Raw genomic sequence first — 23,467 nt, 5'->3', positions numbered from 1 at the left:
GTTTCACGCCACATTGCCAAAGTCCTCAGGCTGGGCACAAAACGCACCCGCGTTCATCGAGAACATTTTTGCTCTGGCTGCGCGTGCGTATGGGGCGCTAGCGGCAGTCGCCTCAAGCATTTGCTCTTGGAGCCTTTCCACCGCCGCCATATCTGTAGCAGCACTGACGATGTCCATCAAATTTTTGTAGTGGTTCTCCACGTCGCGCATCACCCGCTTTCTCGCAGAAATCAAATTACCCAAATTGAGGCCATAAAGCTCGATGGACTTGCTCGCCCGCAGCTGCTTTTTTGGGCCAATACAGGTTTGGCTGGGAATTGCTCGGCCATCATCAGGATCGATATCGATCAGCGCGACATCACTTCTGACGGTTGGGTCAAGCAGTACAGGGCGTTCATTGTTTAAGCACCTGTCATCCCAAACTGCGCGTGGGCTACCATCTAGCAGAGGGAACCAGCTTCCTTTTCCAACTGTTTCTTCAGTGGTCTCGTCTGTGCTCAACCGATTTGATCGGCCTGCTGAATAACGAAAATTCTCGACTGAGAACGCCAGCCAAGGGTAGCCATCGTCCTCGTCGGTATCGGTTCGCTTAGCAGCCTTTTTGGGTCTGAAATGATCGACATCAAAAAATGACTGAGGGTCATTGCTTTCAGAGTACCAGCACTTGCCGTATGACATCTTGGCCAAATAGCGACCAAAGGCGCGCCAGACATGCCCCTTCTTTTCAATGAAGGCCTTACGTTCTGCCTCGGGTTTTGCCTCTAAATCTGCTTGCGCCCTGGCTGCTACGTCAAGGACTTTTTTGGGGATCAATTTTGGATCGCACTTCACGTAGATCAAGACTCAGCCCTTTCCCCGCTTAGCTTTTTGATGAGCGCTTTCATACTCGCATGCCGCTGTTGGATTTCTTCAGGGGTTAAGGGAGGCTGATCTGCATACCGCACGTCATGCCAGGCCCGCAGAAAGTCTTGGTACAACGGCTCACGATCCTCATACAAGAACCCACGTCGCGCCAGATCGTCATTCAGCTCAATCAACCTTTGCTCATCTTTGTCAGACTTGTCGGCCCTCTGAGCAAGTGCGTTGCGTTCGTCTATCAAGCGTTGAGTATCAATATCCAAGCTAGTGGGCATACCGAAGATCTCGGTCAGCGTGGCGGTGAATCCCATGCCTTTCGGATTTGCATATGGCGCTGAAGCCTTTACCTGCCCGTCCGCAACCTGCGTGATCACCCGCACCTCATCCCGCGTAAGCGCGGAAATCGTCAACGGGTTATGCGAGGTCAAAATAATATGGCACTTGTCCGAATCGGCCGCAATGTCAGTCCAGTCATCAATCAATTTGAGATAGCTGTGCTGCCAATGTGGATTGAGATGGGTATCCGGTTCATCCAACAAGAAGAGTGCTCTTTTGCCGCGCGATACGCGAATGAGGCCCAGCACCATCAATAACTGCCGTTCTCCGTCAGACAGGTCCGCAAAGCCAACGTCACCGCTGCTGTCGTTATCGCGCGTTACCCATACCAACATCTCCCGTATCAAACCCGAAATGTCCATCGCCTCCAGGGCGTAAAACATTTCCCGCTCGCTTTTGAACTGCTTTGCAAACTGCCTCAACTTACTGAGACTTGGTAAAAAAGCCGCGTACTGTGACTCGCTTTGTCGCTTATCACGGTAGTCATCGATCACATTGCCATCCAGCGCCATCGGAAAAAAGGCCACCGTTTGGAACTCGCGCGCTGTACGACCCGCGGGGCCGCCAGCGCCCCAAAAATTTGAAGGCACGCGCTCAGCAGCCTTTTTAGTTTTCGCGAACCATGGCTCTCGAAAAAGCGCTAACAAGGAGTGGAAGCCCGTGATACCTAGTTTTCCAGACAACTCTGCACTGACCTTTTTATCCGGAAACGCGAACAACGCCATCAACGCCATCACACCGTGAATTGGGCGGCAATAAAACAGACGCCGTTCACCCTGCGCCTGAGTAAACGCCGCTATGTTTTCCTCCAACTTAATCGCGTCGTAGTAGCGCTTTTGGTGATCATCAAACAGTGACTCCAGTCGCCGACTTCCGCCCGAGTAGTAGCCAAACACCAAGTCCGGAAACCAGTCTGTCTTGCGCTTTTCAAACTCGGTGCGCTTTACCTCCTTGCCATCCACCTTGATGGCAGGCTCTTTAGGGACGTTAGACAGGGTGACCCTGGCGTCGCTGATTCGGTAGTCCACTCGATAGTGAAAGCGAGGCTCATGCTTGCGCAAATCCACCCAGCGAAAAACCTGTGTGATGGCTTCAATCAGGTTGGACTTCCCTGCCCCGTTTTGGCCAATTAGCACTGTGGTGAGCTTGGTCTCGTCAAAGTCCACCTCCAACTGCTTCAAATTCTTGAAGCCGTCGATATAAACCTTATCCAACCGCATGGTGTGCCTCCAAGGTGGTGCCACCATCTGCAATATGGCCTTGCGCTACCTCCCAGGCCAATTGCTTGTAGAAGTCGGCTATTGGCAGCTCGGACGCTTTGAACAGCGCCTCTGCGGTAGTGGGCGAACCCAAGCGGCGCAGGTGGTCTGCAAGGTAGGGCTTGCCTTTTACGTCTTCGTCTTGGCGGCTTTTGGTCACGGCTGCGGCTTCCTTGGGGGCGCGAGAGGCGCGAACTTGGCGAGTGGTCTTTGATTGTTTCTTTGCAATTGGCGCAGTGCGCTGCGAAGCGATGCGTTCAAGCAGCACACTGGCGGGCGCGTCTGCCGGGTCTTGCAGTGCCAATTCACCGCGAAAGGCTTTTGCCAGCACCAGCGGGGTTAGTCGTTGGGCTTGGGTTCGGGCTACGGTAGCGCGTGCCTCGATGCGGTCGGCCAGGGTGAACAGGGCTTCTACGCGGCGGACGATTTCGGCCTGCTCTGGCAATGACGGAAGCCGAATAGGTAGATTTCTGAGGTCCTCGATATTGATGCCAACATAAGTAATCCCTTTTTCCATGCCCGCAAGCCATTTCTGACTTGCATCGGAGGCAACCCAATACGCCGCGAAGCGAGGATCAACAATACTTTGCTCGACAGGAAGAACAGCGACCTCTCTTGAGATGTTCCATCCCAACATTTCGTGTCCAGCGACTGCAACACCCCCAAGCGTGCCACGCACATTCACAAGGACTTCACCGCCACGCAGGATCGTTCTGGAATATTCAGCGGACAAAGTCGGAGCAATTCGCTTCATACCGTCTAGCTCAAAGCGAAGCCAACGAACATTGCTTGTTCGAAGACACGGGGTGCCATTTGGCACTTCCTCCCCCAGCTTCACAACACCATAAGTTATGACTCGATGCTTTTGACAGATCGACGAAACAGTTGTCGTTGACCAATCTGCTGCATTGCGTGCTGTTTTCCATGGATGCGTCAGCGAACCAGATACTGCTGCATCCAACACCGCCTGCCGAAACCGCTTGACTAAGGCGGGGATGGTATCGAAGCGGTCGTTGCAGGACTGGATGCGGGTGAGCAGGGTGTCGAGTTGGTTGGCGATGCGGGTTTGCTCGGCGGCGGGAGCAAGCTTGAAAGGCAGCGTTGCCGTGGCGGCGCCCGACAACTCCTTGAATGTTGTTCCTGTCGCAATGGCTTCTGCCTCAGGCTTCAACCACTTGAGCTGGTAATAGGTATACCGAGCATCAACTTCTGGCGGCAATACAAAGCTCTTGAACCCTTGATTCGTAGAGATTTCGTTTGCTGCGATTGCGACGTACCCGATAGGTGCACGACTGGAAAACAGCACAGTGCCTTGCGGCATTAGCGTTGCTCCGCAAGCGGAGTAACCAGCTTCGGTCAGATCACGCGCACCTCGCTCAATCGATTGCTTTCGATATCCGCTCAAGTCAGCAGGAGTCACCCACGGAATACCCTTTCCGGGTTCAACAAAATTCTGCGGATCTTTGGATGGCGGCGTGCCGCCTCCAACGATTCGAGCAACACTGCCAATAGGAACTTCGACCCAACTCTCAGGTAAATCACTCATCCTCGCCTCCTCCCAACAACACCCCCCGCCGCGCCAGCCGCTCGCGCGCTTCTAGCAAGGCTAGGTGCAAGTGTTGTTCCAGCTCGGCCTTGGGTGGCAGCTCGGTCCAGTATTCGGCCACGGTGATGCCGTCTTTGTGCATTTGCAGCAGCTCCACCTGTTCACGGCTGGATTCGGCGCACAGGATGAGGCCGATGGGGGCTTCCTCCCCGCTCTGGCGTTCGTGCCGGTCCAGCCATTTCAAATACAGCTCCATCTGGCCTTTGTGCGCGGCCTTGAAGCGGCCTAGCTTCAGCTCGATGGCCACGAGGCGACGCAGGCGGCGGTGATAGAAAAGCAGGTCCAGGTAAAAGTCCTCGCCGTCGATGACCATGCGCTTTTGCCGCTCCACAAACGCAAAGCCCCGGCCCAGCTCAAGGATGAAGGCTTCGAGCTGGCGCAGGATGGCGGCTTCCAGGTCCGCCTCGTCATGGCCCTGGCGCAGGCCCAGAAAGTCGAGGAAATACGGGTCTTTGAAGACTTGGGCGGGGCTGGTGCCCAGGGCTTCGACAGGCTCCGCCTGAACGGGGGGAGGGGCTTGCAGTGCAGCCAGCTCGGTGCGTTCAAACGCCTTGCGCTCAATCTGGTGGGTCAGCTCGCGCACGCTCCAGCGGTCTTGCGCGGCTTGCTGGGCGTAAAACTGGCGGGCTTGCGGGTTTTTGAGCGCAACGATGGCGACCATGTGGCTCCAGCTCAATTTGGTCGACAGTGTCGACACAATCCCTGCACTGGGGAAAGCCTGCGCAAACTTGACCATGCGGCGCAGGTTGCGGGCTTCAAACCCCCGGCCAAACTCTTGCGAGAGCTGTTGGCCCAGTTGCTCCAGCAGTTGGCTACCGTACTGGGCACGTTCGCCGCCCAGCACTTCGGAGGCCAAGCGTTGGCCCACCGCCCAGTACAGGCGGGTGAGTTCGGCATTCACCGCGCCGGCCAAGCGCTGGCGGCTGCTGGCGATGAGGGTGCGCAGTTCGGCGTGCAAGTTGGTGGGCAGGCCGTCTGCTCCCGCTGCGGAAACCAGTTGGCTCATGGCTGGGCCTCGTCTGCCGTGGTGTCGTCGGCCAGCAGGTCTTCCAACGAAGCGTCGGGGTCTTCGCCCAACTCTTCCAGCAGGCTGCGCAGGTCGGCCATGGCACCGCTCAGCTCGCGCATCACCATGCGTGCCACCAGCGCGGGTTCGTCACGCCGGGCGTCTGCGGCTTCCGCGTTGTCGTCCTTGATCCAGCTGATGTCCAGGTTATCGTTACGGGCCTTGATTTGCTCGCGGGTGAACTTGCGCCAGCGGCCTGCTTCGCCCGTGTCCACACGCTGCGCCAGGGCTGCGGGGCCGCCGCAGGGGTCGTTGCCAAACACGTCTTCAAACTTGTCGCGGGGCACACTGGCAGGGGCATCGGGCTTGGTGCGGAAATACTCGCGGGTGAAGGGGGTGCGCTTGCCAAACTGGGGCATGTTGGCGCGCATGTCGTACACCCACACTTCTTTGGTGTTGCCTTTGTCGATGGTGCCACGGGTGAAGAACAACACGTTGGTTTTGACGCCTTGCGCGTAGAAGATGCCGGTGGGCAGGCGCAGTATGGTGTGCAGGTTGCACTTGTCCATCAGGTCGCGGCGTATGTCTGCGCCCACGTTGCTTTCAAACAGCACGTTGTCGGGCAGCACCACGGCAGCGCGGCCACCGGGGGCCAGGTTGCGGTAGATGTGCTGCAAAAAGCAGAACTGCTTGTTGGTGGTGGGGTAGGTGAAGTCGGTGCGGGTGGGCAGGCCGCCGCCTTTTTTGGTGCCAAAGGGCGGGTTGCTGAGGTTGAGCGTGGCCTGCGGCAGGCGGGTGCCTTCTTCGCCCAGGGTGTCGCCAAACTGTATGCCGCCTTCAATGCCGTGCAGCAGCATGTTCATGAGGGCCAGGCGGTGGGTGTCTTGCACCAGCTCCATGCCGTAAAAGGTGCTGTGGCGATACTTGCGCTGCTGGGCCTCGGTGCGGTCATCCACCGGGTACTTGTCGCGCAGGTAGTTGTTGGCGGCAATCAAGAAGCCGCCGGTGCCTGAGGCGGGGTCTTGGATCACATCGTCCAGCGTGGGCTGCATCACGGCCACGATGCTGTCGATCAAGTCGCGGGGGGTGAAGTACTGGCCTGCGCCGCTTTTCTTTTCGCTGGCGTTGCGCTCCAGCAGGCCTTCGTACAGGTCGCCCAGGTCGTCGCGCTGCACGCTGTACCAGTCGAGCTTGTCGATCTCTACCACCAGCTTGGACAGCGTGGCCGGCTTGGTGATGAAGGTGCTGGCGTTGGCGTAAATCTGCTGCACGCTGCCCCGGCCGTGCAGGCCGTAGTCCAACAGCAGTTCTTTGTACATGTCCAGCCGGTCGGGTGCCGACGCGGCCATCAGGTCGGCCCAGCGGGTGCCTTCCATTCTTTCAGCGGGCTCGCCTTTCTTGGGCGACTTGTAGATGACCAGGCCGTCTTCCTGGCCGGTCTCTTGCATCATGCGCAAGAACAGCAGGTAGGTGAGCTCGCTCACGTACTGGTGGTAGGTCACTCCGTCGTCGCGCAGCAGGTTGCACAGGTTCCAGAGCTTGGCGACGATGTCTGACGCCGCAGGGTTGATTGCAGTCATGTAAGGGGATGCGGGGAAAAGCGGTCAGGCGGACTTTTGGTCGTCCGCCCACAGTGCGTCGTTAAAGGCTTCCAGCACGGGCTGGAGCTGGCCGTTGAAGAGTTTGTCCAGGCGGGCAAAGCCGCCGCCGTCGCGCTTGAATATAAGGTCTGGGTCGTCCAGCGCTTCGCGGTCTACCAACATATTGGCTTTGGTTTGCGCGGCTATGCGTTTGAGCCAGTCGCGCTGGGGTTGCGTCCAGGGTTTGCCCGCCAAGGGTTTGGCCAGCAGGTCTTGCAGGGCGTGGTCCACGCGCTCGGCATAAGGCAGCAGGGCGTCGCCCATGGCAGCCTGGCGAATGTAGCCAATGATGCGGGCGGCAATGTCCTGGTTGCTCAGCTCGCGCCAGGCGGTGGCCAGGCGCGTTTCGGTAAACCCGGCTTGGTCCAGCGCCAGCACCAGCTCTTTGAGCTGCTTGCGCGTGAGGTCGCGCGGACGGGTCAGCACGGTGATAAGTGCGGGCAGCTCGTTACCGTGGCTGGTGATGAAGTCTTTGAACTCTTTCAAATAGTCTTCGGGTTTGCGGGCGGTACCGTAGCCGCGCTCGATGCCTGCGAGGGCATCGGGGTGGTCGGAGACAAAAACAGGCTCTCCACGCCCTTCGCGCTTGCGGTCGAGTATTTCGCCGAGCTGGGGGTTTTTAATGAACCAGTTGGCGATTTCGTCCACCGACAGGGTGCGCAGCTTTTGGATGAAGGCATCGGGCGTCATGCCTGCCTTGGTTTCAAAGTCTTGCGTGGCCTCAGCGTCGAGGTGGCGCTTTTTGACTTGCAGCTTGGCCAGGAACTGTTCGCGCACCAGCTCGCGGGCAGCAGGGTCTTGCACGGCCACCATTTCTTGCTCCAACTGCGCAAAGCTGATGCTGAGGTTGACCACCACGGGGCGCATGGCGGTCATGTTGCCGATGGTTTCAAAAATACGCACAGCGTCAAACACGCGGAAGCTGTCTTTGGGGTCGCCGTCAAAGTCGCACAGGCGGGTAGCGCGGCCCAGCATCTGGTCAAACAAGATGCGGCTGTTGACCTGGCGCAGGAAGACCAGGTTGCAGATTTCAGGCACGTCTATCCCGGTGGTGAGCAGGTCCACCGTCACGGCCACATTGGGCAGGCGTTCGTTTTTGAAGCGGCGAATCAGCTCCAGCGGCTTGTCGGCATTGCCGGTAATTTTGATGACGGCGTCGTCCTCTACGCTGCCGTACTGGACTTCAAAAGCGGCTTTCAGCACATCCACCACCAAGTCGGCGTGGTCGGTGTTGACGCAGAAGATGAGGGTTTTGCGCTTGCCCGTGGGGTCGATCTCTTGGGCGAGGTGATTGCACACCACCTCATTGAAAGATCGGGTGATGACCTTGCGGTTGAAGTCTTCGACGTTGAGGTCGATGGCGTCGGGGGCTTTGAAAAGCTCGATCTGGTTGCGCTGCGCGTCGTAGACCTTGACCTCTTCGCCCGCCTTCCAGTGCATGCCGCCTTTAGAAAGCTCGGTGTAGATCTGAATGGGCGGTTCGTAGTCCACCAGGAAGCCATCCACCACGGCCTCGCGGTAGCTGTAGGTGAACACCGGGGCACCAAAGATCTCGGTGGTGTGCAGGGCGGGGGTGGCGGTCAGGCCAATCTTGACGGCATCAAAGTAGTCGAGCACCCGGCGGTACTTGGAGATGTAGTCTTCAAAGCCGCGAAAGCTGAGTTCGGTGTCGGACAGCTCGCGATCCAGCGTGTAGCCGCGATGGCATTCGTCGATCACCACGCAGTCGTATTGGTCTACCGTAGGTGGTGCCACGCCATCGGCAGGAAACAGCACGCGCCGCATCATGCCCTGCACAGTGGCAATGTGGACGGAGGTATCAGCGTCTGGCGCTTGGGCATCTAGCGTTTTGATGCCGAAGGCTTCGGCAAAGGTTTGCAGCCGCTCCATGCGGGTGTCTTTGAACGCGTTGGCCGCTTGCTCGCCCAATGCCGACCTGTCTACCAAAAACAGGATGCGCTTGAAGCGCTGCGCTTTGAGCAGGCGGTAGATGAGCGCAATGCAGGTTTTGGTTTTGCCAGTGCCGGTGGCCATGGCCAACAGGATGTCGCGCTGGCCCTGGCTGATGCGTTTCTCGGTCTCGCGGATGGCTTTTTGCTGATACAGGCGCAGCGGAAAGCCGAAGTTGAACTCGGCGTTGTCCAGCTGCTGGTGGGCTTTGACCTCATCTGCCGCGAGCAAGTGTTTGAGCCCATCGGGGCTGTACCAGCCATCCAGCGCTCGGCTGCGGTTTTCGGGGTGGCGCAAGTCGCAGAACCAGATGCCGCTTTTGGTAGACAACTGGCGCAAGTAGGGGCGCCCGTTGGCAGAGAAAACGAATGGAATGCGGTATTCAGACTGAGCACCCCAGTTGCGATCGTGAAGATATACCTCTGCGCCCGCCGTGAAGGTGCGGCTGTAGCGCTTGGCCTGTTGCAGGGCCCCTGACACGTCGATGTTCTTCCGCTTGGCCTCGACCACGGCCATGGGCGTGAGCCCCTGAAAAAGCACGTAGTCGGCGGCGTAGCCATCACACGGCCATTCGGCAATGGCCAGATTGCGGCCACGAACGGGCCGAGCCCCTTTGCTGTAACGCAGCGTGTCGCTGTCGGCCTCCCAACCTGCTTGGCACAGTTGGGCGTCGATGATGCGGCGGGTTTCGGCCTCGTCCAGCTGGACTTTGGTGGCAGCCGCGTTGGCGGACTGCAGCAAAGACGCGTATTGCGTTGCGGGCGCAGCCACAGCGGCGGCTTGCAGGGCAGAAAGTTGGTCTGCCAAGCGCGCTTTTGCCGCATCTGCCTCTGTGGCCAACTGCTCCCAAACGGCACGCTCTTCACTCAACGACGACAGCTGTGTTCGGGTCTGCGCAAGCTCTGCACCCGTTTGCTCGTTTTGGGCCTGGTAGCTAGCGACCGCCTGCTTCAGGCGCGCCAGTTCGGCTTGCAGTTCTGCGGCTTCGTTGACGGGGGGCTGGGGGGGAACAAAAGGACCTGAGCGGTGGTTGGCATCTTTGAACGTGCGGTGGAACCACAGCGCAAGCTGCCAGCACAGCTTGAGCGTGGACAGGGCTCCTGCATGGTTGCCTGCCAGTGCATGGTTTGCTGCGTTGCCGTTGATGCGGATTTGGTCGAAGACCTGCTTGACCTCTCTGGGCAACGCGCCTTCGTTGTTCAGGCGCCGGATCAGTTCGTACTGGGTTTCGGCGGGGTTCGTCAACAGACCCACTCGGGCGGCCAGAGATTGCGCCAAGATTTCTGAGAATTGCCTGAGCTTGAGCAAGCTGGTGTTGGGGTCTTCTGCAAAGTACCGCTCAGCCAAAGCACCTAAGCGCCACAACTGCTCCTCGTAGGGGTGCAGCATGTCGAAGTTGGATTGAATACTTTGAGGCATAGGTGCTGGGGTCAGTGGCAACTTCGCGCTACGCGCGCCAAGGCCGATTTTCACCAAAGAGGGTAATTGAGAAATCGTCTACTGCCCCGGTATTACGTTGCGCGCCAGAACCAACCTCTGTGTCGCTCTGGTAGCCGCCGCACACAACAGCACCACGCCGTAGCTCCAGGCAAACACCACTTCGCCCTCTCTGCCATACGTCGCTCGCCACCTGTCGTGCGCGACACGCATGTGCCCAGTGCTGGTATCAATGTCGCCATGCCGTCTGTTGCCTCCCGGATTTTTCGTCGGTTTCGCCCGCATGCTCAAGCATGTGTGCATTTGTTAATGCACTGTAGGTGGTGATCAGGCATGGAGCAACCTTTGAATACCAAAGCCGTTGGATTCAACCGGTGCGCTGGGCCACCGATGTGCTGCAAGTTCCGTAACAGAAATATCAAACTGAATTGGCCTCTAGCGCCTATAAAAAAAGCGCTATCAGCTATCAAAACCATATCGACCCGCGTCGTGCAGCGCTACAACCCACCGACTCGGGCGCTACCCCTGCCCGCTCTTGCAGCCCCATGGGGTAAATTGCCCCGCATGCCCCAACCCCCCGCTTCTTCCACCTCCACCGCCGCCCCGGCATCCCTCATCGACTCCCCTCAAGCCGCGTGGCGCCTGCTGACCACGCTGGGCCTGGTGGTGCTGGGCAACAGCAGCATGTATGTGGTGTCGGTGGTGCTGCCCGCCGTGCAGGCCGAGTTTGGCGTGGGCCGTGCCGATGCGTCGCTGCCCTACACGCTGATGATGGTGTGCCTGGGGCTGGGCGGAATCTGGACGGGCCGCATGGCCGACCGGCATGGGCTGATGCCGGTGCTGTGCGTGGGCGCGGTGGCCGTGTGTGGCGGGTTTGTGTGGGCGGGGCTGTCGGGCAGCATCTGGGGGTTTGGGCTGGCCCATGGGTTGATGGGGCTGATTGGTGCATCGGCCACGTTTGCGCCGCTGATGGCCGACACCGCGCTGTGGTGGAACAAACGGCGCGGCATTGCGGTGGCGATTTGTGCCAGCGGCAACTACATTGCGGGCGCGCTGTGGCCGCCCATCGTGCAGCACGGCATTGAGCTGATCGGCTGGCGCCACACCTATGTGCTGCTGGGCCTGGTGTGTGGGGTGGGCATGCTGCTGCTGGCACTGCGCATGCGCCAGCGCGCGCCCATGGTGCAGATGGATGCAGCACCGGCAGCGGTGGCACCGGCCGCGTCGGGTGCCGCGCCTTTGCCGTTGCCGCTCGACCGCAGCCGCCCGTTTGGCCTGTGTCCGCTGCATGGTCAGTTGCTGCTGTGTGTGGCGGGTGTGGCCTGCTGCGTGGCCATGGCGATGCCGCACGGCGTTATGGAATGTGTCAACGGTATTTTTGAAATTTTTCCCAAGAAGAATTGCTCAAATACTTCAACCATGGGGTACTCTGGTGTTCTCAACGTCGAATGGATCGCGTTGCTCTAAGGATGTCCTGAATAACTCGGATTCGTGAGTGCTACAAGTCCGATGTTTTCAGATGAGGCGATGGATGCCGTTTTGGCAGCACTTGAGCCTTGTTTTGCGGCCCCATTTCGGGGCGCTTGCACCGCTTTCGCGGCCCCTTGCCTGTTTTCAGGCGCACTCATCCCTGCGCCCCCAGCAATTGGTGGCGCACCATCCACAGATTGGACAGCGCAAACAGCGTCTTGAGCTGCAGCGTGTTCTTCTTCAGCCCCCGGTAGCGCACCTTGGTGTATCTGGTGCACAGCCGGTGTCGCAATCCTTCTGCGCCCCCCAAAAACAAAACCGCCAGCGGCAAGAGCCTGTGGCGGTTTGTTTTGGTAGCGACCGAGAACGCTGTACTTACTTCCCAGCCTTGTCCGCCTTGCGCTTGGCAGCCTTGGGGTCCACCACCGCCTTGAACTTCGCACCCGCCACAAACTTCGGCACCGTGCTCGCAGGGATCTTGAGCGCAGCACCAGTCGATGGGTTCTTGCCCGTGCGTGCTGCACGCTTGGCGGACTTGAAGGTGCCAAAGCCCACCAGCTGAACGGCGTCGCCCTTCTTGACGGCGGTCTGGATGGTGTCGATCAGCGTTTCCAGCACCGCATTGGCTGCGGCCTTGGACAGATCATTCTTGGAAGCCAGGATTTCAACGAGTTCTGCGCGGTTCATGGATGCTCGCGTGTAGAGGTTGGAAAGGACCGATTTATACCGCCGCCCCTGACACGGCTCTTGCTACCACTCAATGCTGCAGTGCACTTCTTGGCAAAAACTCCACTCCGGTTCTCTTCACCAGCTCCTGGTAGCTGATCGGCCGCCCCACCGTCTCGCCCTCGCGATTCTCCTGCCAATGCGCCCAGGCCTTGTTGGTCGTGGCGTCATAGACCAGCTTGTACAGATAGGTCGGCACCTTCACCCCATTGGCCCCAATACGTGGCCCCGCATCCGTGAACACCGGCCCCGTGATCACAAACACATCTCCCTTGGCCCGCTTCACATAGTGCCGCGTGTCCTGCTCGATCTTGTTCCAGGCGCCCCCGTTGTGCTGAGCGTTTTGGGGAACCATGTTCGCCAAGCTGAAGCTTTGCGCCATGGCCGTTGGCGTTGGCATATCTCCTGCAGGGGCCATGTGCCCACGGCTATAGCCTGAGTTTTTGTAATCCTCCAGCTCCGCCCGCTCGCCACTCGGGAGTCGCGCATCTGCAAAGAACCGCTTGGCCCGCTTCTCATCGGCATCCTCGATGAGCCTGCGGTTCAACCGCTGGGCCACAAACACCGGTGTCTTTGTGGCGCCAGAGTGCAGGACCGCAAAGGCTTCATAGCAAAGCTCGCGCAGCTGCGGCCGGGGCGTGATGGCGGGTGGCGCGCCGTTCGCAAAGAACTGCGGACACTGCGCAAAGGAGCTGGGCTCGGGTGTGAGCAGGGCTGTGCTGTCGAACTGCGGAGACCGCGCCCAGGAAAGATTCGGGAGAGCAACGCTGACGAGAGACAGGGCCAGCACAGCTGCCAGGCGCACACGGCCTGGCCAAGAGAGGAAGCGATTCACAGAAGAGGCATTCGAGTCGAATTTGACGGAGCCCGATTGGAGCACCGTTCACCTCTCGCTTCTGGCCCGAATGCTCGGATCCCGCAGGGTTTTACAGCTGCTTGCAGAGATGGAGTCCACTAACAGAGAGGGCCCCCAAAGGGAGCCCGATCTGCCTGCCCGCCCCTGCGATTCAATTAATACTTCCCATGGCAGCAGCACCCGCACCGCGCGAAGTGCCACCGCCATGGAAGTCCCGCAACTGCTTTAATCCAACTCAAACAGTTGGTCTGCCAGATACGCAGGCATTCACAAGCCGCCTTGCGGGAACGCCTGCAGGTTCGTCAGTTTTGCTGAAGTCACGCTTGCCCTTGGTTTTGAAGGCTCGCCCACTCCGTAGGCGTTGGCTCGGAAAGCGGCAGCTATCGCGCTAACTGGGTGCCAACGGCCCTTTTTCATCAAGCTTTGCACCCGTTGCCGATATTTCTGTGGATTTGGCGCATTCTCCTCACGCCCTTTGTGTCGCCGAGTGTTGCACCACCAACATGCAGCAACGATGTTTTGTGCGGAATCGCGCCCTTGATCCTGGCGAGCAGTTAGATGCTCAGCCGTGCAACGAAGGTACTTTTGGAATTTAGGCTTGAGTTCTTTGGGCGTGAACTCAGGCAACGCAGGTTCGATCATTGCCAAACCGCAGTAGAAACAACGGCATTGTTGGATGAGCGCGGACTGGATACGGAGTTTGGCTATCTTGTTCATCTGGCACCAGGGGTAGTGTTGAAGCTACTCCCGTTGCCGATAGCCGGACAGGTCGGGCGCCGGGGCATCGCACCACTCGGCTATGCGCCAGGTAACCCGGACGCGGCCGGGTTCGCGTTAGCCCGGACACCCAATAATTTATATTGCTGCGTCCAGTCGGCGCAAGTACCGGCTGTTGCACGCATGCGTCATGCTGACTCAACAGGTAACTCGACTTGCTGTGCCGGGTCCTTCGCCCGATGCACAAACAGCTCCAGCGGCGGCACTTTGATCAGCGCCTCTGCCTGCTCGATGGTGCCGTGCAGCCAGGTATCCCAATCCCCCTTTTCCAGCGGCACCACCGTGCGCTTGTCCTGCTTGTCGGGCGCGCGCTTGGGGTCAGGCCGGTGCATCAGGTTGAGAACCGGCACGTCGTCGCAGTTCTGCGTGATCATGGTGTAGCTGGGCAGCACCTCACCCGTGGCCGGGTCGGTCCACTCGCTCCACAGGCCCGCCAGGCCCCAGGGCTCGCCATCGGCCCGCTCGAACTGCCAGGGGATGTGCTTCTTGGTCCCCCAGTAGGGTTCGACATACAACTGGGCGGGGATGATGCAGCGCTGCCCCTTGCGCCAAGGACCGCCGTAGGTCCATGACTTGGCCATCCCTTCGCGCCGAGCGTTGACGGTGCTCAGGCGCTTGCCGTCCTTGCCGGTGGGGATGTGTGTTTTGGAGTGCGGCGGGATCATGCCCCACTGGCCCACCACCAGCTCGCGCCCTACCGCCCCCTTTGCCCGCAGGAACGGCCCTCGGTACAGCGGACTCATCTTGTCGCGCCATTCCTCTTCGGGTACGTCGCCAAAGTGCAGCACCAGCTGCTCGCGGCCCGGGACCTCGTAGTAGGTACACATGGCAACATTCTGGCAGCAGGGAGCTATACTGTAAATATGTACAGTCTTTGGAACTCCCCGCTACCCGTGCCGTACGACACGGCGGCGCAGTCGCTGGCCTTGCCCTTGTGCGGGGTGAGCGTGCGCGCGGGGTTTCCATCGCCAGCTGACGATTTCGTGGTGGAGCGGCTGGACATCATGCAGCTGCTGGTGAAGCATCCCCAGGCCACCTACTTCTGGCGCGTGCGTGGCGACTCGATGAGGGACGCGGGCATTGAGGACGGCAGCATCATCGCAGTGGACCGGGCGATCAAGCCCAAGCACAACAGCATCGTCGTGGCCATTGTGGACGGCGAATGCACCGTGAAGTATCTGCACCAGCGTGCCGGCCGGATCAAGCTGCGCGCGGCCAACCCAACCTATCCCGACATCATCCCCCGCGACAGCCAGACCATTGAGGTGTGGGGCGTGGTGAGTGGTTGCGTGAAGCTGTTTCTCACCTGATCTGATGGACGGAGGCCAGCATGTATGCGCTGGTGGATGGCAACAATTTTTACGTGAGCTGCGAGCGGGTGTTCCGCCCCAGCCTGAACGGCCGCCCGGTGGTGGTGCTGAGCAACAACGACGGCTGCGCCATCGCCCGCAGCAATGAGGCCAAAGCCCTGGGAATCAAGATGGGGGCGCCGTGGTTCCAGATACGGCATATGGAAGAGACCCACGGCCTGGTGGCCTTGAGTGCCAACTTCACGCTGTACGGCGACATGAGCAATCGGATGATGAGCCTCGCGGCGGGTCTGGGCCCCTCACAGGAGATCTACAGCATCGATGAGTCGTTCATCGGCCTGCAGGGCATGCGCGGCGACCTGACCACCCGCAGCCACGCCATCCGTGCGCGCATCCACCAATGGGCTGGCATACCTTGCGGGATCGGAATCGGTCACACCAAGACGCTGGCAAAGCTGGCCAACCACATCGCCAAGACGGCCGAGCGCAAACCGGGGAGCTATCCCGCAGAGCTGGCCCAGGTGTGCAACCTGACCGCCCTTCCCGCCCAGGACTTGGACGATGTGTTGGCCAGCACGCTGGTGGAAGAAGTCTGGGGCGTGGGCCGCAAGATCGGCGCGCAGCTGCATCAGTGCGGGGTGCAGACGGTGCTGGACCTGGCTCGGCTGGACCCGGCTATGGTGCGCAGGCGCTGGGGCGTGGTGCTGGAGCGCACCGTGCGGGAGTTGCAGGGCATGCAGTGCATAGAGCTGGATGATGCGCCCGAGCCCAAGAGGGAAATCGCCTGCACCCGGTCATTCGGCCAGGCGGTGACCGAGCTGCCGCCGCTGGTGGAGGCCGTGAGCGAGTTCGCCAGCCGCGCGGCGGAGAAGCTGCGCAAGCAGGGCAGCTTGGCCAGCCAGCTGCTGGTGTTCAGCCACACATCCCCCTTCCGCCCAGGCCCGCGCTTTAACAAGTCTGTGGTGGTGCCCCTGCGCCGGCCTACGGCGGACACCGGCAAGCTGGTGTGGGCGGCTGTTGCTGGCATGCGCCGCATGTACGAGCCTGGCTACAAGATGGCCAAGGCCGGGGTGATGCTGCTGGACCTGGTGCCGGGCAATGTGCTGCAGGGCGAGCTGGATCTGGAGGATGAAGACCACCGGGACCGAACCCAGCTGATGGCGGCGCTGGATGCGCTCAACCAGCGCTATGGCAAAGGCACCGTGCACTCAGGTGCCACGGGCGGCACCAACAAGGGCAAGGGCTGGGGGATGAAGCAGGAGAGGCGCACGCCGCAGTACACGACGCGGTGGGAGGATGTGCCTGTGGCACGGGCCTAAGCGTGAGGGAGCTCCCGCGCTCGAGTCGGCTCTGCAGCGGTTGCGGACGGTGGCAACCGGTGGCCGGACTCACGCTACTCGCCACGAAGCAGTCATTGAACGGACTCCAAACGAGTTCCTAAATCCCGGGGCGGTTCATAGCGGCCGTTTACGAGCAGCCTCCTGGCGACTGCGATGAACGCCGATGCATGCTAAGCATGATGTACGCCCAGTGAGCGTGAGATGAGCATACACAAGAAGCCTCAGCATTCATGCGGATTGCAGGGTGACTTCAGAGCAGACGCCATAGCTATCGCCCCATCGAGACGGGGTCAGTCAAAGTTGGCACGTGGAGAACGTTTGACCTCGGCGACAGCGCCTTCAAGCTTTTTTGAGTGCCACGCGACCCCGTTTTCGTCCATCATGAACTCTACGGTGCCCTGTGCAATGAGAAAGTTCATGCAAGCAACGGCCTCACCTGTTGCCAGGCTCAGTTGCTGCGGATCCTGCTCTCCGATGGCGCGCTTAAAGAGGGCAGCGAACGCATCGACGATCCGTTGAGGTCCGGTAGACAGTGACTGACGCAGCCGCTCCAGAGCACTATTTTGACCCAACCTGAGCGATTCAAGGCGTTCATGCAGTCCATAAAAGGGCTCGTTGTGAGAGGGGAGGACCAACACATCGTTGGGAACATCCCTCATCAGCTTGTCGAGCGCCCCATACCACTCCTTCAGCGGATTGGCCTGTGGCTCGCTGGCGAACACCGACACATTCGACGAAATCTTCGGCAGTACCTGATCGCCGGCGATCAGTAGCTTCAAATCGGGGCAGTACAGAGAAGCATGTTCTGGTGAGTGGCCGCCGGTGGTGATGATCCGCCAGTCATGCTTACCCAACTGGACGTGATCGCCGTCCTGCAAGCGTCGGTAGCTCTCGGGCAGAGCGTGGATATGTTTGCCAAAGCTGCCGAATCGGCTGCGGTAGCTTTCAATGGCTGCCTCCGACCAGCCGGCGCGCCTATTGAAGAGCACGCCGTCGGGCGGGGCCTCGCGGTTAGTGTCGGCATGCATCACGCGGCAGGTCAGGTATTCCAGGCGGCTCATGTGCAGCGGCACACCAACGCGACGCGTGAACCAACCAGCTAGGCCGATGTGGTCGGGGTGCATGTGTGTGGCGTACACGCCTTGGAGCGGCCGTGCCAGCGGCCCCTGCGCCATGAGGGCCAGCCAGTCGGCAACGGTGTCGGGGGTGTTCAGGCCGGTATCTACCAGTACCCAGCCATCATGGGTGTCTATGGCCCATACATTGATGTGGTCGAGCCGGAATGGCATGGACAGCCGGATCCAGCGCACACCAGGGGCGACCTCGACCCAGTGGCGTGGTGTTGGTGGCTCGAATGGGTAGGTCAGTGCATTGGCTGCGGGATCAATCATTACTATCGTTTCATGGGGTGAGCGACGGTGTAGCCACCTGGTGCATCAGACCAAACGCTTTTTAGGATTTCAATGCTTGTTGTCAACCAACAAGGGGGCGTCAGTGGGCATATCTTCCTGGACTAGCCACTCGACTGAGTCGAGCTTCAGGCGGGTCAGTTGCCTGAATACTTCCATCAAGTCACTTTGTGTGGCGTCCTGAGAGGCCCCTGGCGTCAGTACTGCGCGCAAGGTCGCGGTTTCCCGATGCTGTTGTTTTCCAACGATGACCTGGGCACGTTCGATAGCAGGGAGCCGGATGAGCAGTTCTTCCACGTTGCGTGGATAGATGAAAATTTCGCGCACTTTGACACCTTGGCCCACTCGGCCTTGCAACATGCTGATGCGTTCGACGAGACCATCCGGTGAATGGGTCAGCGCTTGCGCCACATCGCCTGTGCCAAAGCGGACCAGGGGCCAGCCGCTGTCCAGCGTGGTGACCACTATTTGACCTGGTTCGCCCAGGGGAAGGGGAGCGCCGGTGCGGGGGTCGCAGATCTGGACAAGCCGGTCAGGCTGAACCGTGTAGCCCACTTGTCCTGGTTCCTCGTAGGCAATCAGCCCGAAGTCGCCGGTGGCGTAGGCTGAGAACGTGCGGATGGCGTACTTCTCCTCCAGCCTGCGGCGCTTGCCCATCCAGTCACCCAGTTCGCCCCCCAGCATTGCGGAGCGGACCTTCCATTGAGAAGGCAGGTCGTAGCCCATGCGCTCAAGCGTTTCGACCAAGGTCACGAAGAAGGATGTGGAGGCGCAAATGCAGGTGATGCCCAGTTCCATGATGAGCTGCGCCTGTTGTTCGGCGCCGCCGGGTCCGCAGGGGATGAGCGTTGCTCCGGTAGCGGCAATGCCCGCATCCAGCAAAAGGCCGGCTGGCACAAGATGGTAGGACCATGTGTTGAGAACGCGGTCACCCGGGCCGATGCCTGCCTGACGGAATGCATGCGAAAAACCGTGGCCAGTGTCGTCGTCGAACAACTGGGGTTCGTAGACGGGGCCCGGTGAGACAAAGACCCGACGGATGGATGCGTCGTCGGCCGCCAGAAACCCACCGAATGGCGGTGACTGGCGCTGCTTCTCAAGCAGTGCATCCTTGCTTGTGACGGCGAGTCGCGCGAGGTCGGCCGGGCCTTGGAGATCTTGCGGTGTCATTGTCGCAAGCTCATAGACCGCGCGGATGGAGGGGGCGCGGTCGTAGGCGAATTGCTGCGAAGCGCGCAGCGCTTCGAATCGGTTGGTGGTCGGGGACGTACGCATGGCGTTGCCGGCTCAGTGGCCCGTGAAGCGCGGGGCGCGCTTCTCGTTGAAGGCGGCCAGGCCTTCGTGGAGATCGGCGCTATGTGCATGCACTTCGGATGCCAGCAACTCCAGCCGTAAGGCAGTGTCCAGGGGCTGTTGCAAGCCATCGTCGATCAGCGCTTTCATGCGGCGCAGGCCCAGAGGGCTCTTGCTGGCGATCTTGTCAGCCACAGCCTGCGTCGCGCTTTCGAGTTGGTCGTCGTCCACCACCTGGTTGACGAGGCCCGCCTCCACCAGTTCTGCTGCGTCCACGAAGTCACCCGTGAATAGAAGGTACTTGGCGCGCGTGGGGCCAATAACTCGTGGCAGGCGCACCGAGCCTCCACCGCCTGGGAGTAGACCGTAGTTGGCGTGCGCGTCGCCAATCTTGGCACTGCGTGCCGCCAGCACGAGGTCACAGCAGAGCACCAGTTCTAGTCCGCCCGCCAGGGTGATGCCGTTCAGGGCTGCGATCACGGGTTTTGGAAAGCGATCGATGCGGTTCATGGTGACCAGAACGCTGTCCAGAAAGCCGATGGTGCCAGTTTCGCCCGTTTGTGTCTTGACGTACTTTAGGTCGGCGCCTGCGCAGAAGGCCCGGCCAGTGCCCGTCAAGACGACGGACCTCACGTCCGCCCGGTTCTGTGCTTCGTTGAGTGCCTGGTCTATCCCTCGAAGTACCTCTGGGGTCAGTGAGTTCATTGCCTCAGGCCGGTTCAGGCGGATCCACATGCTGCCTTTTCGGACCTCTGAAATAACAACCGGCGTCGACATCTGTCTTTCATTGGTGACTTGTGTGTTCATGGGTCGATTCTGCTTTTGCCTCGGTTTTCGTGGGTATGGGGTTTTCCATTACTATCAAGTCAATTATTTTAATTTAGAGTAAAAAATTAAATTTGTGGAATTTTTTGATGAAAACTCAGACGCGATCGCCAATGCCTCCGCTTCTTGGAATCAAGATCGTTGAGTTCGAGGGAATTGGCCCAGGGCCCTTGGCGGGGTTCATGCTGATGCAAATGGGTGCGGACGTGACCGTGGTTGGGCGGCCCGGTGCGGGCTCACTGCCTGACGAGCTAACGCCGAAAGACGGGGCGCTCTTGTCTCGTGGTAAACGGCGCGTCACGTTAAATCTCAAGCGGGCGGAGGACAAGGCGCAGGCGCTGGAGTTGGTCGCGCAAAGCGACGGAGTGATTGAAGGCAACCGCCCGGGTGTGATGGAGCGCTTGGGTCTGGGCCCCGATGTATGCGGTGAACGCAACCCGCGGCTTGTGTATGGACGCATGACAGGCTGGGGGCAGGATGGGCCGCTGGCCCAGGCAGCCGGGCACGACATGAACTATGTCGCTCTTACGGGGCTGATGTCGCTCACCGAGCAGCCGGGACACCCCCCCATGCTTCCGCCTACGGTGGTCGGGGATGCTGCCGGTGCGCTTGGGCTCGGGTTTGGAATGGTGTCGGCGTTGCTTGGCGCCCGGAATACTGGGCAGGGTTGCGTAGTCGACGGCGCCATCGTGGATGTGTTGGCCATGCTGTCGCCGCTTGTGCAGCTGATTCGCCAAGGCGGTGGCGTGGACGGCAGTGAACCCAGTGTCTTCCATGACTCGCCCTTCTACGACCGTTACTTGTGCAGCGACGGCCGATACATCACGGTCGGTGCGATCGAGCCCCCGTTCTATGCCTTGCTGTTGAAGCAGTTGGAGCTGACGGATGTGGATCCCGCGCAGCAGATGGACAAGTCTTCGTGGCCGTCTCTCAAGGCGCGGATCGCGCAGCGCTTTGCTTCGCAACCCAGTGTGCACTGGAATGCACTGATGGAGGGCACTGACAGTTGCTTCGCGCCGGTGCTCAACATGGCCGAAGCCGCCTCTCATCCCCACAACGTGGCCCGTGGCCTGTACGGCGTGACTGCGCAGGGCGATATTGAGACCATGCGGGGCATGCGATTCCTGCCGCTGCGCTGAGCAGCGAATGTGATTGCCAAGGGATTTCCCTAGCAAATTTTTTTTAATTTTACTTTAAAGTAAAACAACTTTATATAGAGTAATTTTTTGGTTGCATGGATTGCATGAAACCTGCCAAGGAGAAGAAAGATGGAAGATATCTATGTGGTCGGTGTCGGTATGACGCCCTTTGGTCGGCATCTGGACAAGGACATTAAGGCGCTCACGCGTGAGGCCACTGCAGCTGCTTTGGCGGATGCGGGTTTGCAAGAGGAAGACCTGGAAGCCGCCTTTTTTGGCAACACTTCCCAAGGGCATATGGATGGCCAGCACATGATTCGTGGGCAAATTGCGCTACGGGCAATGGGCATCGGGCGCATTCCGGTGGTGAACGTCGAAAACGCTTGTGCAAGCGGCTCGTCGGCGTTCGTTCTAGCCTGCAATCACCTCAAGTCGGGTGCTGGCGATGTCGCTTTGGCCGTTGGTGCAGAGAAGATGTTCTCAACCGACAAGCTCAAGATGTTCTCGGTGTTTGACAGTGCCTGGGATCTCTCGCGTGCAGAAGAGATCCGTGCGGAGCTGATGAAGATGGGACGCGACGTGGCTGTGCCTGAGGGGAGTACCTCACCCAGGCCGTACAGCGTTTTCATGGACGTGTATGCCGCGTTTGCACGATCGCACATGCGCACCTTCGGGACGACGCAGCGCCAGTTGGCTGCCGTGTCGTCCAAGAACCATGCGCATTCCATGCACAACCCGCTGTCGCAGTACCAGATGGCCTACAGCATCGAGGAAGTGCTTGCTGCGCCGCCGATCACCTATCCCTTGACCCTGCCCATGTGCTCTCCTGTGTCTGACGGCGCAGCAGCGGCCGTCCTGTGCACACGCTCGGCGCTCAAACGCCTCAACATCGATGAAAAACGTGCCATCAAGGTGTTGGCGGCCGTGGTGCAAAGCGGTTCTGACCGGAGCGAGGACGACTACACCAACCACTGCACGGCTTTGGCTTCGCGCAAGGCGTATGAGCTGGCGGGTGTTGGCCCAGCAGATATCTCGGTGGCCGAGGTGCACGATGCCACGGCCATGGGTGAAATCATTCAGACAGAAAACCTCGGTTTCTGTGAGTTCGGCATGGGCGGTGTGATTGCCGAGCGGGGTGATACCCGGATTGGTGGCCGCATTCCCGTTAATCCGTCCGGCGGCCTGGAGTCTAAGGGGCACCCTGTTGGGGCCACCGGTATTGCCCAAGTCCATGAGTTGGTAACTCAGCTTCGCGGGGAAGCCGGACTGCGGCAGGTGACTGACGCAAGGATTGCGCTGGCAGAAAACGGTGGCGGTCTTGAGGGCATTGAAGAAGCTGTTGCCTGTATCACCATCTTGGCGCGCTGAGCGCTGCACTCAATAAGAGACAAGAGAAATAGTATGGATGTCAAAAATACCATTGCCTTCGTCACAGGAGCTGCTTCAGGCCTGGGGCTCGCCACTTGCAAGGCATTGCTTGCGGCCGGAGCGAGCGTCATGGCGGTTGATCTGGACGAAGAGCGCCTTGCGAGCGAGGTGCTGCCGATGGGCGAGCGCGTGCGAATCCAGAAGGTTGATGTTTCGGACGAGGCCAGTGTGAAGGCTGGCGTAGACGCGGCAGTGGCGGAATTTGGTGCGCTGCATGTGGCGGTAAATTGCGCGGGAATTCTGGGTCCCTGCAAGACGCTTTCAAAGGGCGAGTTATTCCCGATGGATCTTTGGAACCGGGTGATCGCCATCAACCTGACCGGGACCTTCAACGTGGTGCGCTATGCGTCGTTGGCCATGTCGCAGAACGAGCCCAATGTCGACGGTGAACGGGGGGTCATCGTGAACACGTCATCTGGTGCTGCGTGGCAGGGTCAAGTGGGCCAGGCCGCATATAGCGCCAGCAAAGCGGCGGTCATTGGAATGACGCTTCCGGTGGCGCGGGATCTTGCGCAACACGGAATCCGAGTGGTGGCCGTGGCGCCTGGTCTGTTTGAGACCGCCATGTCTGCAGGCATGCCAACGAAGGTGTCGCAAAACATTATTGACAACGTCATCCTCTTTCCTCATCGCATGGGGCAGGCACAAGAGTTCGGTGGACTGGTTCGGCACGTTGTGGAAAACGCCTATTTGAATGCCACCACGATCAGCCTGGATGCGGGTGTCCGTTGTTAGTCGTGGTCCATTGATCGCTGCGAGCATTCCCGCAAATGGATGCGTAGACCCTGCAAAGGTCTTATGA

17 protein-coding genes and 3 pseudogenes are annotated in these 23,467 nt (G+C 59.7%); 6 read left to right on the top strand and 14 right to left on the bottom strand.

The genetic code is table 11. The annotated features are described in order from the left end of the window. Window positions 1-3: 3 nt before the first annotated feature. Genes N4G42_RS23970 through hsdR form a run of 6 tightly spaced genes read right to left on the bottom strand, consistent with a single transcriptional unit; the run spans window position 4 to window position 10,074 of the window. Complete coding sequence (locus N4G42_RS23970) at window positions 4-840, bottom strand: hypothetical protein (protein ID WP_146191421.1); 837 nt, start codon at window positions 838-840, stop codon at window positions 4-6. Further along, window positions 837-2,414: an AAA family ATPase gene (locus N4G42_RS23965; RefSeq protein WP_260668954.1), complete on the bottom strand. Its 1,578-nt coding sequence runs from the start codon at window positions 2,412-2,414 to the stop codon at window positions 837-839. The genes N4G42_RS23970 and N4G42_RS23965 overlap by 4 nt, the downstream gene beginning before the upstream one ends. After that, a complete protein-coding gene (locus N4G42_RS23960; protein WP_260668953.1) occupies window positions 2,401-3,999 on the bottom strand; it encodes a restriction endonuclease subunit S in 1,599 nt (532 codons plus the stop codon). Before N4G42_RS23960 ends, N4G42_RS23965 begins: the two co-directional genes overlap by 14 nt. Further along, complete coding sequence (locus N4G42_RS23955) at window positions 3,992-5,065, bottom strand: YhcG family protein (protein ID WP_108497603.1); 1,074 nt, start codon at window positions 5,063-5,065, stop codon at window positions 3,992-3,994. Before N4G42_RS23955 ends, N4G42_RS23960 begins: the two co-directional genes overlap by 8 nt. After that, window positions 5,062-6,645, bottom strand: coding sequence for a type I restriction-modification system subunit M (locus tag N4G42_RS23950; RefSeq protein ID WP_260668952.1), 1,584 nt, complete (start codon window positions 6,643-6,645; stop codon window positions 5,062-5,064). Before N4G42_RS23950 ends, N4G42_RS23955 begins: the two co-directional genes overlap by 4 nt. A gap of 24 nt (window positions 6,646-6,669) precedes the next feature. Then, window positions 6,670-10,074, bottom strand: coding sequence for a type I restriction-modification system endonuclease (hsdR, locus tag N4G42_RS23945; RefSeq protein ID WP_260668951.1), 3,405 nt, complete (start codon window positions 10,072-10,074; stop codon window positions 6,670-6,672). A 582-nt stretch (window positions 10,075-10,656) separates the two neighbouring features. Between hsdR and N4G42_RS23940 the strand changes: the two are divergent. Further along, window positions 10,657-11,463 (top strand): annotated as a pseudogene (locus N4G42_RS23940) (MFS transporter); the annotation flags it as partial. 253 nt (window positions 11,464-11,716) lie between these two features. Here N4G42_RS23940 and N4G42_RS23935 read toward each other — a convergent pair. From N4G42_RS23935 to N4G42_RS23915, 5 genes and pseudogenes are all read right to left on the bottom strand, one after another. Then, window positions 11,717-11,830 (bottom strand): annotated as a pseudogene (locus tag N4G42_RS23935) (IS5/IS1182 family transposase); the annotation flags it as partial. Between the two features lie 107 nt (window positions 11,831-11,937). Beyond that, window positions 11,938-12,276: pseudogene (locus N4G42_RS23930) on the bottom strand (HU family DNA-binding protein); the annotation flags it as partial. A gap of 43 nt (window positions 12,277-12,319) precedes the next feature. Further along, window positions 12,320-13,000: a DNA/RNA non-specific endonuclease gene (locus tag N4G42_RS23925; protein ID WP_260669001.1), complete on the bottom strand. Its 681-nt coding sequence runs from the start codon at window positions 12,998-13,000 to the stop codon at window positions 12,320-12,322. A gap of 411 nt (window positions 13,001-13,411) precedes the next feature. Continuing rightward, window positions 13,412-13,861 (bottom strand): HNH endonuclease, encoded by a 450-nt coding sequence (locus N4G42_RS23920; protein ID WP_082759142.1) that lies wholly within the window; start codon window positions 13,859-13,861, stop codon window positions 13,412-13,414. Between the two features lie 188 nt (window positions 13,862-14,049). Then, window positions 14,050-14,748, bottom strand: a complete 699-nt coding sequence (locus N4G42_RS23915) for an SOS response-associated peptidase (RefSeq protein WP_066786906.1) — start codon at window positions 14,746-14,748, stop codon at window positions 14,050-14,052. 36 nt (window positions 14,749-14,784) lie between these two features. On the opposite strand from N4G42_RS23915, the gene N4G42_RS23910 reads away from it, so the two are divergent. Beyond that, entirely contained in the window at window positions 14,785-15,231 is a 447-nt protein-coding gene (locus N4G42_RS23910) for a LexA family protein (RefSeq protein WP_057228325.1), read from the top strand. Window positions 15,232-15,251: 20 nt separating this feature from the next. Beyond that, window positions 15,252-16,550, top strand: a complete 1,299-nt coding sequence (locus N4G42_RS23905; protein ID WP_260668950.1) for a Y-family DNA polymerase — start codon at window positions 15,252-15,254, stop codon at window positions 16,548-16,550. Window positions 16,551-16,861: 311 nt separating this feature from the next. Here the strand turns inward: N4G42_RS23905 and N4G42_RS23900 are convergent, their stop codons facing one another. The 3 genes from N4G42_RS23900 to N4G42_RS23890 all read right to left on the bottom strand — a co-directional run bounded on the left by N4G42_RS23900 (window position 16,862) and on the right by N4G42_RS23890 (window position 20,008). Continuing rightward, entirely contained in the window at window positions 16,862-17,962 is a 1,101-nt protein-coding gene (locus N4G42_RS23900) for an MBL fold metallo-hydrolase (protein ID WP_066788307.1), read from the bottom strand. 69 nt (window positions 17,963-18,031) lie between these two features. Beyond that, the gene (locus tag N4G42_RS23895) at window positions 18,032-19,255 is read right to left on the bottom strand and encodes a phenylacetate--CoA ligase family protein (RefSeq protein WP_066788308.1); all 1,224 of its coding nucleotides are present in this window, start codon (window positions 19,253-19,255) and stop codon (window positions 18,032-18,034) included. Between the two features lie 12 nt (window positions 19,256-19,267). After that, on the bottom strand, window positions 19,268-20,008 hold the full coding sequence (locus tag N4G42_RS23890; RefSeq protein ID WP_409557860.1) for an enoyl-CoA hydratase/isomerase family protein: 741 nt from the start codon (window positions 20,006-20,008) through the stop codon (window positions 19,268-19,270). 203 nt (window positions 20,009-20,211) lie between these two features. Here N4G42_RS23890 and N4G42_RS23885 point away from each other — a divergent pair, with 203 nt between their 5' ends. From N4G42_RS23885 to N4G42_RS23875, 3 genes are all read left to right on the top strand, one after another. Continuing rightward, window positions 20,212-21,237 (top strand): CaiB/BaiF CoA transferase family protein, encoded by a 1,026-nt coding sequence (locus N4G42_RS23885; RefSeq protein WP_066788810.1) that lies wholly within the window; start codon window positions 20,212-20,214, stop codon window positions 21,235-21,237. Between the two features lie 129 nt (window positions 21,238-21,366). Further along, window positions 21,367-22,605, top strand: a complete 1,239-nt coding sequence (locus tag N4G42_RS23880; protein ID WP_066788812.1) for a thiolase family protein — start codon at window positions 21,367-21,369, stop codon at window positions 22,603-22,605. A 33-nt stretch (window positions 22,606-22,638) separates the two neighbouring features. Continuing rightward, entirely contained in the window at window positions 22,639-23,400 is a 762-nt protein-coding gene (locus N4G42_RS23875) for an SDR family NAD(P)-dependent oxidoreductase (protein WP_056642823.1), read from the top strand. The last annotated feature ends 67 nt before the right edge of the window (window positions 23,401-23,467 follow it).

The sequence above is a fragment of the Acidovorax sp. K2F genome (assembly GCF_025246485.1).
In the GTDB taxonomy this organism is placed as follows: domain Bacteria; phylum Pseudomonadota; class Gammaproteobacteria; order Burkholderiales; family Burkholderiaceae_C; genus Acidovorax; species Acidovorax delafieldii.
This window is presented reverse-complemented; position numbering and strand designations above follow the sequence as displayed.